The 12,627-nt window shown below is 68.5% G+C and carries 8 protein-coding genes; 2 read left to right on the forward strand and 6 right to left on the reverse strand.

The genetic code is table 11. From position 1 onward, the window contains the following. Nucleotides 1-72: 72 nt before the first annotated feature. Nucleotides 73-609, forward strand: a complete 537-nt coding sequence (locus tag OG963_RS13425) for a TerD family protein (protein WP_319327197.1) — start codon at nt 73-75, stop codon at nt 607-609. Between the two features lie 208 nt (nt 610-817). On the opposite strand, the gene OG963_RS13430 is transcribed toward OG963_RS13425, so the two are convergent. Both OG963_RS13430 and nrdR read right to left on the reverse strand, forming a co-directional pair. After that, nucleotides 818-3,721 carry a vitamin B12-dependent ribonucleotide reductase gene (locus OG963_RS13430; RefSeq protein WP_030927144.1) on the reverse strand — a complete coding sequence of 968 codons (2,904 nt, stop codon included), beginning with the start codon at nt 3,719-3,721 and terminating at the stop codon, nt 818-820. A 160-nt stretch (nt 3,722-3,881) separates the two neighbouring features. After that, nucleotides 3,882-4,394 carry a transcriptional regulator NrdR gene (nrdR, locus tag OG963_RS13435; protein WP_030927142.1) on the reverse strand — a complete coding sequence of 171 codons (513 nt, stop codon included), beginning with the start codon at nt 4,392-4,394 and terminating at the stop codon, nt 3,882-3,884. 542 nt (nt 4,395-4,936) lie between these two features. Between nrdR and lexA the strand changes: the two genes are divergently transcribed. Next, a complete protein-coding gene (gene lexA, locus OG963_RS13440; RefSeq protein WP_030927140.1) occupies nt 4,937-5,731 on the forward strand; it encodes a transcriptional repressor LexA in 795 nt (264 codons plus the stop codon). 134 nt (nt 5,732-5,865) lie between these two features. Here lexA and OG963_RS13445 read toward each other — a convergent pair whose 3' ends face one another. From OG963_RS13445 to OG963_RS13460, 4 genes are read right to left on the reverse strand one after another with little or no spacing between them, the layout of a single operon-like run. Continuing rightward, nucleotides 5,866-7,836: an ATP-dependent DNA helicase gene (locus OG963_RS13445; protein WP_093777315.1), complete on the reverse strand. Its 1,971-nt coding sequence runs from the start codon at nt 7,834-7,836 to the stop codon at nt 5,866-5,868. A 50-nt stretch (nt 7,837-7,886) separates the two neighbouring features. Then, the gene (locus OG963_RS13450; protein ID WP_371798942.1) at nt 7,887-9,746 is read right to left on the reverse strand and encodes an IucA/IucC family siderophore biosynthesis protein; all 1,860 of its coding nucleotides are present in this window, start codon (nt 9,744-9,746) and stop codon (nt 7,887-7,889) included. Between the two features lie 60 nt (nt 9,747-9,806). Next, on the reverse strand, nt 9,807-10,676 hold the full coding sequence (locus tag OG963_RS13455) for a GNAT family N-acetyltransferase (protein ID WP_319739476.1): 870 nt from the start codon (nt 10,674-10,676) through the stop codon (nt 9,807-9,809). A gap of 45 nt (nt 10,677-10,721) precedes the next feature. Continuing rightward, a complete protein-coding gene (locus OG963_RS13460; protein ID WP_371798943.1) occupies nt 10,722-12,617 on the reverse strand; it encodes an IucA/IucC family siderophore biosynthesis protein in 1,896 nt (631 codons plus the stop codon). Nucleotides 12,618-12,627: the final 10 nt, after the last annotated feature.

A 12,627-nucleotide genomic window follows, 5' to 3' on the forward strand; every position in this document is an offset into this window, starting at 1 on the left:
TCCACGGACAGTTACGGACATGATCGGGTGGTACGACCGGTCCGACGGCCCAGCGGCAAGGAGGGAAGTCCGATGAGCACGCCCAACAAGGACCTCGCGAAGGTCGAAGTCAGGCTCAAATGGGACCCGAGTCCTCCGGGTGCCCCGGCCCATGACCTGGACATCATCGCCGCGACCTACCCGGCGGACGAGCCGTACGGCAACCCCTCGTATCTCGTGCACTTCGACAGCCGCTCGCCGGACGGCACCATCACGCTGAACCGCGACAGCCGGACCGGCCAGGGGCTCGGCTTCGACGAGGTGATGACTCTGGAGCTGAACCGGCTGTCGGCCGCGTACGTCCGCGTCGTCGTCGGGGTCGCCATCCAGCAGCGGGACGGCCGAAGGACCTTCGCCGACATAGCGAGCGCCGGAGTACAGATCCGTGAGGGTTACACGAATCTGGCGGAGGACGACTTCGCCTCCGTCGGCGGAGCCACCGCGGCAACGGTCGCCGAGTTCGTCCGGCGCGGCTCGGGCGGCTGGGAGTTCCACGAAACCATCCAAGGCTTCGAGGGCGACCCCGGTTCGTTCGCCGCCACGATGGGAAGCAGCACGCCCGGAAGGTGACGCCTCGGCCGCGACCGAGGTGTGGCAGCCGGCTCGCCGAGCGTGTCCAGGAGCATGGCACCGCAGCACGCGCGGAGCCGAGCCCCTGGCCGCGCGATCCGGGACATCAGACTCCACAGCCCTGGTTCGAGAAACGCGGAGGGCGGTGGAGTCCGTTATCGACTCCACCGCCCTGACCAGCTAGTTCATGCCCAGCAGGTCCCGAAAATCAGCTGCAACCGCTGGTCGAGCCGCAGCCCTCGCAGATGTAGCAGGATCCGGCGCGCTGCATCTTCGTGCCGCAGGAGAAGCACAGCGGTGCGTCCGCGCTGATGCCCAACTGCATCTCGACGAGCTCCGCCGAGGTGTGCGCCGTCCTCGGGGCGGGCATCTCCGTCTCCTTCGGAGGAGCGACCGCCTTCAGCGGCTCCGTCCGGATCGGGGCGGACTGGGCCAGGCCCTCGACGTCCATCTCGTCGTCCTCGAGGGACGGCTCGTACGAACCGGTGTCGAGGTGACGCTGACGCTCCTCGGCCGAGTGGATGCCGAGCGCGGAGCGGGTCTCGAAGGGCAGGAAGTCCAGCGCCAGGCGGCGGAAGATGTAGTCGACGATCGACTGCGCCATCCGCACGTCCGGGTCGTCCGTCATGCCGGCCGGCTCGAAGCGCATGTTGGTGAACTTCGAGACGTATGTCTCCAGCGGGACGCCGTACTGCAGACCGACCGAGACGGCGATGGAGAAGGCGTCCATCATGCCCGCGAGGGTGGAGCCCTGCTTGGACATCTTCAGGAAGACCTCACCGAGACCGTCGTCCGGGTAGGAGTTGGCGGTCATGTAGCCCTCGGCGCCGCCCACCGTGAACGAGGTGGTGATGCCGGGACGGCCCTTGGGAAGACGCTTGCGGACCGGGCGGTACTCGACGACCTTCTCGACCGCGGCACGGATGGTGTCTTCGGCCTTGGCGGTGACCTCGGCCTTCTCCTTCTCCTTGGTCTTGGCGGAGAGGGGCTGGCCGACCTTGCAGTTGTCGCGGTAGATGGCGAGCGCCTTGACGCCCATCTTCCACGCCTCGAAGTAGACCTCTTCGACGTCCTCGACCGTGGCCGTCTCCGGCAGGTTCACCGTCTTGGAGAGTGCACCGGAGATCCACGGCTGGATGGCCGCCATCATGCGCACGTGGCCCATCGCGGAGATGGAGCGCTCGCCCATCGCGCAGTCGAAGACCTCGTAGTGCTCGGTCTTCAGACCGGGGGCGTCGATCACATTTCCGTGCTCGGAGATGTGGGCGACGATCGCCTCGATCTGCTCCTCCTGGTAACCCAGGCGGCGCAGCGCCTGCGGGACGGTGCCGTTGACGATCTGCATCGAGCCGCCGCCGACGAGCTTCTTGAACTTGACCAGGGCGAGGTCGGGCTCGAGGCCGGTGGTGTCGCAGGACATCGCGAGACCGATGGTGCCGGTGGGCGCGATGACCGAGGCCTGCGCGTTGCGGAAACCGTTCTTCGCGCCGAGGCGGATGACGTCCTGCCAGGCCTCCGTGGCGGCGGCCCAGATCGGGTTGTCCAGGTCGTCCATGTGGACGGCCGCGGCGTTGGCGTCGGCGTGCTGCTTCATGACGCGCTGGTGCGGCTCGGCGTTGCGGGCGTAGCCGTCGTACGGGCCGACGACCGCGGCGAGCTCGGCGGAGCGCTTGTACGAGGTGCCGGTCATCAGCGACGTGATGGCACCGGCGAGGGCACGGCCGCCCTCGCTGTCGTACGCGTGCCCGGTCGCCATCAGCAGGGCGCCGAGGTTGGCGTAACCGATGCCGAGCTGACGGAAGGCGCGGGTGTTCTCGCCGATCTTCTGGGTGGGGAAGTCGGCGAAGCAGATGGAGATGTCCATCGCGGTGATGACCAGCTCGACGACCTTGGCGAAGCGCTCGGACTCGAAGGACTGGTTGCCCTTGCCGTCGTCCTTGAGGAACTTCATCAGGTTCAGCGAGGCCAGGTTGCACGACGTGTTGTCCAGGTGCATGTACTCGCTGCACGGGTTCGAGCCGTTGATCCGGCCGGACTCGGGGCAGGTGTGCCACTGGTTGATCGTGTCGTCGTACTGGATGCCGGGGTCGGCGCAGGCCCAGGCGGCCTCGGCCATCTTGCGGAAGAGGGACTTGGCCTCGACCTCTTCGATGACGTCACCGGTCATCCGAGCGCGCAGCCCGAACTTACCGCCGGACTCCACGGCCTTCATGAACTCGTCGTTCACACGGACCGAGTTGTTGGCGTTCTGGTACTGGACGGACGTGATGTCGTCGCCGCCCAGGTCCATGTCGAAGCCCGCGTCGCGCAGGGCGCGGATCTTCTCCTCCTCCTTGACCTTGGTCTCGATGAAGTTCTCGATGTCGGGGTGGTCGACGTCGAGAATGACCATCTTGGCCGCGCGACGGGTGGCCCCACCGGACTTGATCGTTCCGGCGGACGCGTCGGCGCCGCGCATGAAGGAGACAGGACCGGAGGCGTTGCCACCGGAGGACAGCAGTTCCTTGGAGGAGCGGATACGGGAGAGGTTCAGGCCGGCGCCGGAGCCGCCCTTGAAGATCATGCCCTCTTCCTTGTACCAGTCGAGGATCGACTCCATGGAGTCGTCGACGGCCAGGATGAAGCAGGCGGAGACCTGCTGCGGCTGGGGCGTGCCGACGTTGAACCAGACCGGCGAGTTGAAGCTGAAGATCTGGTGCAGGAGGGCGTACGCCAGCTCGTGCTCGAAGATCTCGGCGTCGGCCGGAGAGGCGAAGTAGTTGTAGTCCTCGCCCGCCTTCCGGTACGTCTTCACGATCCGGTCGATCAGCTGTCGCAGCCCGGTCTCGCGCTGCGGCGTGCCGACAGCTCCGCGGAAGTACTTGCTGGTGACGATGTTGACCGCGTTCACCGACCAGAAGTCGGGGAACTCGACGCCACGCTGCTCGAAGTTGATCGAGCCGTCGCGCCAGTTGGTCATGACGACGTCACGGCGCTCCCACGCCACCTCGTCGTACGGATGCACGCCGGGGGTGGTGTGGATGCGCTCGATACGCAGGCCCTGCTTGGTCGCAGTCGACTTGGATCCCTTGGCTCGGGAACCTCGTGCCGGGCCGCTCGCCGTCTCTGTCATGCCGCCTCCCATATGTGGGCAAAAACGCCCTGCAGTGCCCAGAACTTCCCGGGGCACGTTCTGTGTCTGATGCTTCGGACGCCGCGCGCAGCACCCGGAGCAGATCTATGTAGCCGCCCTGCCGCCGATCGGTACACCTGTGTCGATCAGCCGGTGTCGCTCAGTCGGCGGCGACGGCGGGAACGGGGACCTCCAGGGTCTTGCCGGTCCCGCATCCCTCCACGGGAGGCCGCCGCTCGCGAAGTTCCACGATGGCGGCCTCGAAGTCTTCGAGTGTGTCGAACGCCCGGTACACGGACGCGAAGCGCAGGTAGGCGACGAGGTCGAGTTCCTGCAGGGGGCCGAGTATGGCCAGACCCACGTCGTGGGTGGTCAGCTCGGCGCTTCCGGTGGCGCGCACCGCCTCCTCGACCCGCTGGCCGAGTTTGGCGAGGGCGTCCTCGGTGACGGGTCGCCCCTGGCATGCCTTGCGCACGCCGGAAATGACCTTGGTACGACTGAAGGGTTCGGTGACGCCGCTGCGCTTCACCACCATCAGCGAGCAGGTCTCCACCGTCGTGAAACGGCGGGAGCAGTCGGGGCACTGACGGCGACGGCGGATCGACGTGCCGTCATCGGTGGTTCGACTGTCGACGACCCGGCTGTCGGGGTGCCTGCAGAAGGGGCAGTGCATGGCTCCCAACCCTCCTTCACAGCACGACTGAATGGCCTCTTCAGACCCCGCCAGGGGCCCTCGAAGCAGCCATAAGCATAGGCGATGGCCACGGCCTCGATCGACCAGGGACCACAACTTCTGGGTGGCTGGAACAATCCAACCACTAGATCTTGGGTTTGGTCGCGCATTCGGCCCTAGTGCGTGTCGCGCATCCCGGGCGGCCCGCAGGCAGCGTACGACCGACCACGAGGTTACGGGACACGCTCGACCGCCCGGATCGCGGGGCGCCCGGCACCGGATCGGAACGAGGGCCGGGAGACCACCCCGCGTGGCGACGGCGCAGCCGCGAACGCTAGCGTGATGAGCCGAACAGCCGGTCGCGAACGGCACGCGTCGAACCCGCCGCACCGGGCAGGAATCCGACCCACGCCCCGCTCATACACCCGGCAATGAACGCGGCACACACTTTTATTCGTTTTTCACTCGAACGTGTGTTTGGCGCAACCTTTCGAAAGCTACTACCGTTGTCCAACTAGGGAGAACATTCGAGAGGGGCCGACGTGACCACCACCGCAGACAGTGCCACCATCACTGCCCAGGACCGCTCCCAGAGCCGACTCGAGCCGGTGCATGCCATGAATGACTCAGTCAGGAACACGGAGGGGCCAGAGCCTGCGCGCCCAGCGCGCTCGCTCCCCGGTCGACCTCCAGGAATCCGAGCGGACAGCTCGGGGCTCACGGACCGGCAGCGGCGAGTGATCGAGGTCATCCGCGACTCGGTGCAGCGACGGGGATACCCACCCTCGATGCGGGAGATCGGCCAGGCGGTGGGGCTGTCCAGCACGTCCTCCGTCGCCCATCAGCTGATGGCTCTGGAACGCAAGGGCTTCCTCCGCCGCGACCCTCACCGCCCCCGGGCGTACGAGGTCCGCGGTTCGGACCAGCCCAGCACACAGCCGACCGACACGACCGGCAAGCCCGCCGCTTCGTACGTACCGCTGGTCGGCCGGATCGCAGCCGGCGGACCGATCCTCGCCGAGGAATCGGTCGAGGACGTCTTTCCGCTCCCCCGCCAGCTGGTCGGGGACGGCGAGCTGTTCGTCCTGAAGGTCGTCGGTGACTCGATGATCGAGGCTGCGATCTGCGACGGCGACTGGGTCACCGTGCGCCGTCAGCCCGTCGCGGAGAACGGCGACATCGTGGCCGCCATGCTGGACGGCGAGGCGACGGTCAAGCGCTTCAAGCGGGAGGACGGCCATGTATGGCTGCTCCCGCACAACTCCGCGTACCAGCCGATCCCTGGCGACGAGGCGACCATCCTCGGCAAGGTCGTGGCGGTGCTGCGGCGAGTGTGAAGCTCGCCGGTTCCGACCGGGCCCCGGGATCCACTGCGCCGATCCCGGGGCCCGCTTGTGCGTCCGGGCCGCCGAAACTTCCCGTGGCAGTGGTGGTCACCAAGGACGAGCGGGGACCCCGGCCTCGTGCGGGATCACTGCGCGTCGGCCTTGGCCGCAGCGTCGATCGCCGCGAGTGAGCGTCGCGCCTGGTTGCGGTCCGTCGTGTACCAGAAGTCAGGCAGCGAGGCCCGGAGGTAGCTCCCGTACCGGGCATTGGCCAGCCTCGGGTCGAGCACCGCGACCACTCCCTTGTCACCCGTGGCCCGGACGAGGCGGCCGGCTCCCTGAGCCATCAGCAGCGCGGCATGGGTCGCCGCGACAGCCATGAACCCGTTGCCGCCCGCCTCCTCGACCGCCTTCTGCCGCGCGCTCATCAGCGGGTCGTCGGGACGGGGGAACGGGATCCGGTCCATGATCACCAGCTGGCAGCTGGCCCCGGGGACATCGACGCCCTGCCAGAGCGAGAGCGTGCCGAAGAGGCAGGTCTCGGGATCGGCGGCGAAGTTCTTGATCAGCTCCCCGAGTGTCTCCTCGCCCTGCAGCAGGATCGGCTTGTCGAGGCGGCCGCGCAGTTCCTCGGCGGCAGCCTGCGCCGCCCGCATGGAGGAGAAGAGCCCGAGGGTGCGCCCGCCGGCGGCCTCCACCAGTTCGGACAGCTCGTCCAGCATGTCGGAACGAGAACTCTCCCGGCCGGGCGTGGCCAGGTGCCGGGCGACGTACAGGATGCCCTGCCGTGGGTAGTCGAAGGGCGAACCGACATCGAGGCCCTTCCACTGCGGGATGTCGTCGCCCGCGGTGCCCTCGGGGGCCAGTCCCAGGGAAGCTCCCACCCCGTTGAAGTCCCCGCCGAGCTTGAGCGTGGCCGACGTCAGCACGACCGAGCGGTCGGCGAAGAGCTTCTCCCGCAGCAGGCCGGACACGGAGAGCGGGGCGACGCGGACGGATGCGCCGAAGCGGTCGTGGCGCTCGTACCAGACGACGTCGTACTCGGACCCCTGGGTGATCCGCTCGGCAACACCGTGGATCGTCTCCACCGACGCCAGGGCCTGCTTGCGGACGGCGTCCTCGTCCTGGACGGACTTGTCCCTTGTGGAACCCAGCGCGGAGATCACCGTACGAGCGGCGTCCCGGAGCGCCATCAGTGCATAGCCGAGGTCCTCGGGGACCTCTTCCAGGCGGCCGGGGAGCGCCAGCTCCATCACCCGCTCGAACCCTTCCGACGCGGTCTGCAGGGCGTCGGCGGCCTTCTCGTTGACCAGCTTCGCCGCGCGGCGCACCGCCCTGTTCACCTGGCCGGGGGTGAGCTCACCGGTGGCCACTCCGGTGACCCTGGAGACCAGCTCATGGGCCTCGTCGACGATCAGTACCTCGTGCTGCGGGAGCACCGGAGCACCCTCGATCGCGTCGATCGCGAGCAGTGCGTGATTCGTGACGACGACATCGGCGAGCTTGGCGCGCTCGCGGGCCATCTCCGCAAAGCACTCCGCACCGTACGCGCACTTGCTGGCACCCAGGCATTCCCGGGAGGACACCGAGACCTGGGCCCAGGCCCGGTCGGAAACACCCGGGGTGAGGTCGTCGCGGTCGCCGCTCTCGGTCTCGTCCGACCAGTCCCGCAGCCGCAGCAGATCCTGGCCGAGCTTGCTCGACGGAGCCGCGGCTTCGAACTGGTCGAAGAGCCCCTCTTCCTCTTCCTGCGGCACGCCTTCGTGAAGCCGGTGCAGACAGAGATAGTTCGAGCGCCCCTTGAGCATCGCGAACTGGGGGCGGCGGCGCAGCAGGGGGTGCAGTGCGTCGACCGTACGCGGGAGGTCGCGCTCCACGAGCTGGCGCTGCAGCGCCAGGGTCGCCGTCGCCACCACGACCCGCTCCCCGTGTGCCAGTGCGGGCACCAGGTAGCCGAGGGACTTGCCCGTCCCTGTGCCGGCCTGGACGAGCAGATGGGAGTTGTCGTCGACGGCTTCGGCGACTGCCTCGGCCATGGCGGCCTGGCCAGGCCGCTCCGTACCGCCGACGGCGGTCACGGCGGCGTGCAGGAGCTCGGGGAGGGATGGCTTCGTCATAGCGCGACCAGCCTACGGGGCACCACTGACAACGGCGCTCACTCCCGGACTCATGCGGAGGGGTGGAGCGGGTTCGGAACGGTGCCGTGAACGGCGGCGTGCGGGCGCTCCGACCGGTCACGGTAACCGTCCCGATACAGGCGGTTGCGGTTCAGGCACAGGCGCTCGATGCGTGGCGTCAGCATGTCGAACATCTCGAACCTCTCCTTCAGCTCGGGGAAGCGGGCGTGGTGTCGCAGGATTTCGGCCCGCACAAGTGACCAGAATTCGGCCTCCGGGACGCCGAGCTGTTCCTCGCAGAGGCGGGACAGGAAGCGGAAGACGCCGACGAAGAGCCCCGAGTGGATGAACTGGGTGAGGAAGCCGGGCTCCTCGGTGAGCAGGACGCGGCGCACGTCCTCCGGCATCGTCGCGTGCTCGGGCAGCGGCTGGGCGCTGATGTTCACATCATCGACGAAGTCCTTGATCGCCAGCCGCACGGGGACGTCCTGCTCGTCGAAGACGACGATGGCGTTCTCGCCGTGCGGGGAGAAGACCGTTCCGTACTGGTAGAGGAAGTGCAGCAGGGGCGGGAGCAGCGCTGCGAAGAGCCGGGTCAGCCACGCGGTGGGGGTCAGACCCGAGCGGGTCACGAGCTCGGCGGTGAAGGCGCGGCCCTGCGGATCCGTGTGGAGCAGTGAGGCGAGGGTACGGGCGCGCTCGCCGGGCATGAGCCGTGGATGGAGCGGCTCGCGCCAGATCGCGCCGAGAATCTCCTTGAACTGGTACGGCGCCTCGGGGAGATGGTCGTAGAGCGGATGCTCGACGGTCACGGAGGCCACCTCGCCGAGCAGAATGACGCGGCAGGTGTCGTGCAGAAACGGGTCGCGGTCGCGCAGGCTCTGGACCCAGGCGGTGACGGCGGGGGCCGCGAGCGTGCGCTCGGTGGGGAGGCCTCGCCAGACCAGCGTGTTGAGGATCGACAGAGGCAGTTTGACGGTATGCCGGTCGGGGCGCCCCAGATTGGTGAACGTACGGATGGACTGCTGCGGCAGCCGGAGATCGTCGTCGGTGTGCAAGGGGACGATGTCGCCGGCGGCGATGGCCGGTGCGAACAGCGGAACGATCCACTCGTCCCACTGCCAGGGGTGCACCGGGAGAAAGAGGTACGCGCCGGGGTCGAGGTCGCGGGCGCGGAGCTCGGCGGCGAAGGATGCGCGTACCGAAGCGTCCAGTTCCTGTGCGTAGAGCTGCTCGGGGGTGGCGAGGCCGGTCACACCCCGGTAGCCGCCGATCCGGGTACTGACAGCGATCCAGGGCAGCTTGACCGGTCTGCGGGCTTCCGGAGTGAAGCGGGAGGCATCGGCGGCGGAGAACCCGAGGCGTCCCTTGTTGGCGACGAGCCAGGGGTGACCGGTCTGGTGTCCTTCGAGCTCCGCATAGTCGAGCTCGGCGAGTCGGGCGGCGGTGAAGGTGGTGTGCTCCAGCCGGGCATCGGCGGCGAGCGTGGTGGTGATCTCTCGGATGAGGTGGCCGAGGGTGGTTCCGTCGAGGCGGAGCAGGTGCCGTGCACGGGCGAGGAACTGCAGCGGATCACGGAAGGGGACGGTGCGGGTGCTGCCGTCCTCGCCGGTCCCGGCAGGAGCGTCCCGATCGCTTGCGCGCATCGAGTCGGCGGCGACGTGCCAGCTGCCGTAGACGCCTCGTCCGGCTCGGAAGCTCAGCGTTGCACCGTCGTCCAGCGTGAGGGTGTAGGTGTCGCTCCCGCCGGACCGAGCGGCTGGCTCGATGACTTCCTCGTACGCGAACTCGCCGAGCATTTTCGCGAGCAGCCGGGCGGCGACTCGGTCCCAGACCGTCAGGTTCAGCTCTGGAGTGCTGAGCAGCTCGGGCGACTCCGCTGACTCATGGTTCGCAGGATATGACGGCACGGGGACTCCTCGGGACGGAACCGATGGGGTTCGAGCGGTGTATGTAATGCAGCAGGTCGATCACAGCTGGGCTCGGTGGGCTCGGTCTCGGATCATCAGAGCGGCTTGTTTGTCGGGGAGTTCGACTTCCGCGGAGAACCGGAAGCCGGCGCTCAGAAAAGCCGAGACGGAGGGGGTGTTGCGCAGGTCGGGTTCCGCCACGACGCGCGCGCACTGCGGACGGTTGTCGAGTACGAGGTCGGAGACGGCCCGGAGAAGGGTGGTGCCGATGCCGCGCCCGCGGTCGGACACGCCACCGATGAGGAGGTGGAGTCCGGTGTCATTCGGTCGGGCAGGGTAGTGACGGGCCAGCGGGTCGAGGTCCGCGCGGTAGATCTCCCAGTAGCTCATGGGAACGCCGGACAGCACGCCCAGGCAGGGAACGCTACGTCCGTCGCCCTCCAGTTGGGGGCCCAGGTGGGCGGCGGTGACGGCTTCCTCCCCGCCCAGTTCCCAGAACGCGGCGACTGCAGGGTCGTTCATCCAGCGGCTGATCACCGCGAGATCGCGTTCCAGCCGTACGGGGACCAGTTGAAACACTCCGGCCGGCGTGGTGACCGGTCTCCACTCGGCCGGGTTGTCGAGCAGGTCGGAAGACTCCAGCCTGCTCGCCACACCAGGCGTGCCAGGGCCTGCGTCCGTGACCGTGCCTGTGCTCACGTCCTCCCCCTCGGTCGACGTGGATCCGCCCCGGGCCAGGGACTCCTTAAGGGACAGGGGCCCGTCGAGAGAAGCGTGGATCGGCGTCGGCGTTACCGTCGCCGGTTCGTCTTCCCCGAACAGGGCGAGGAATTCGTCGGGGAGTTGCAGGTCCAGGGTGTCCTCGGCGCCCGTACCGGCTTGGGAGGAAGGGCCGGTTCCGGCGCCGGTGTGCGCATCGGCGGGAGGCACGGTGAGGCCTCTCCTCTCAGCAGTTCAGGCGGGGGTCATGTTCCTTCAGACGACGAGGGGGTTGGCAATGGTGACGTAGACGGACTGGGTGTCGACGGGACCGACGAGTTCGTCGAGGCCGTGCAGCCGGGTCAGCAGGTTGGCCTTGCACCGCAGGTTCGGCTTCTCCAGCAGTTGCGCGGGAAGCGGGGTGCCGAGGCCGGTGACTCCGCCGAGGAAGCGGCGGAGCGCGGCGATCAGCACCTGCTCATCGGCGAGGCGCTGGGAACCGAAGGCTCCGATGAGGCCGAAGAGGTTGTTGATGCCGAGGTAGTAGGCGAAGCGCTCATCGGTGACCGCGTCGGAGACGAAGGTGTCGCTGGCGGCTCCGATCCCCGGGAGCCTGAGCTCGAGGTCCGCGCGACGGGACTCGCGGAAGTAGTAGCCCTGATTGTCGCGATAGCGGCCGCCGACGGGCCAGCCGTCGGCGTCGAGCAGCACCAGCGTGTTCTGCTGGTGGGCTTCGAGGGCGACGCCTGCTGTGGCGTCGAGCCAGAGCACGGGGCGTACGACGCGGTCGAGGTAGCGCAGGAACCACTCGGCAGCGACGGCTCCCTTGCTTCTGCCGGTGGCCGCGGCGAGGCGGACGACGACATCCGCGAGGCGCGAGTGCACGCCTGGCCGGTCGGGCCAGGGCCGCGGGGCCGTGAGACCGGCGATGCACACCGCGTCGTCGAGCGGGTGGAACGGGTTGTGGCGCAGCATGACGTCGAGACCGGAGACGGGTTCGCCGTCCGGCGCGTCGACGGCGAGCCATGCGGGGTCGCGGACGATGTCGAAGCCGGGGTGGACGGCGTGCCACTCCGTGGCGAGTCCGCTGCGGAGCAGCCGGTGGACCTCCACCCCTCGGTGGAGTTCTTTGCGGAGGTTCTCACGACGGGAGTTGGTGATGCGTACGCCGAGGGAGAGTTTGAGCATGACGTCGGCACCGGGCTGGTGGACGGTCCGGACGGAGGAGGTGGGGTACCAGAGCTTGCCGTGCGGTCCCAGGTCGTGAAGGAGCTTCGCATCGAGCAGTGCCGCCACTTCGGGCCGGTGGCTCAGTTCGCGGGCCTGCCAGGGGTGGAGCGGAATCGGTGCGGTGTTCTCGGGTAGTTGCAGTCCCTCCGCGTGCTGGGCGACCAGGCCCTCGGCCGGTACGGGGCGACCCCCCTCCGTCCAGGAGGAATCGGTGGCCAGCACGGAGCGGTCGACAGCCATCCAGTGCAGCGGGAAGGAGCCGTGCAACTCGGGCGAGTAGAGGCGGGATTCGGCCTCGGAGAGGCCTTCGCGACTCTTGGGGCTGGGGTGCAGGGGGTGTCCGAGCAGAAGAGACTGCTCGGCGGTGAGGAAGAGGTCGGCGTCGTCGGGAGCCGTGGGTGTACGGCGCCGCTCGGCGATGAACCCGGCCGTGCGGCGTACCGAGTCGGCGACTCTGGCCACCATGTCGGCGCCCTCGTTCCGGTCCGCCTCGCGGCCCAGGAGGGCCGCGACGGTGACGGCATCGGTGCTCGGCGCGCCGTCGGGTGCCTCCTCCAGGGCGGGCCGGCCGAAACGGTGCCATCCCGTGGCGGACCAGTAGAGAACGGGGACGAGCAGAGCCGTTCCGCTGGCGGGCAACGGGATGCGAAGGCTGTCGCGGTCCGGTCGGGGCAGGTCGTTCTCCCGGACCCAGCAGCGCAGCAGGTTCTCGACACCTGCTGTGTCTGCGGCCATGAGCGGGTCCGGGTGGTCGAGCAGATCGGCTGCTCCTGTGCCGGTATGTGGTACCTGTACCTGCTGGGTGCGCCGACCGCCGCGAGGCGCGGCCTTCTGGCGCGGCACGATCGTCTGCTCGACTGCGAGTCGGCCGACGAGCCCGGCCTGTCCTCGCTGCTGGCCGGAGGGAAGGCCGTCGGCCTCGGGCGCGGGGGTGGGGTTCACGGCGGTCTTC

It is taken from the genome of Streptomyces sp. NBC_01707 (assembly GCF_041438805.1).
In the GTDB taxonomy this organism is placed as follows: Bacteria; Actinomycetota; Actinomycetes; order Streptomycetales; family Streptomycetaceae; genus Streptomyces.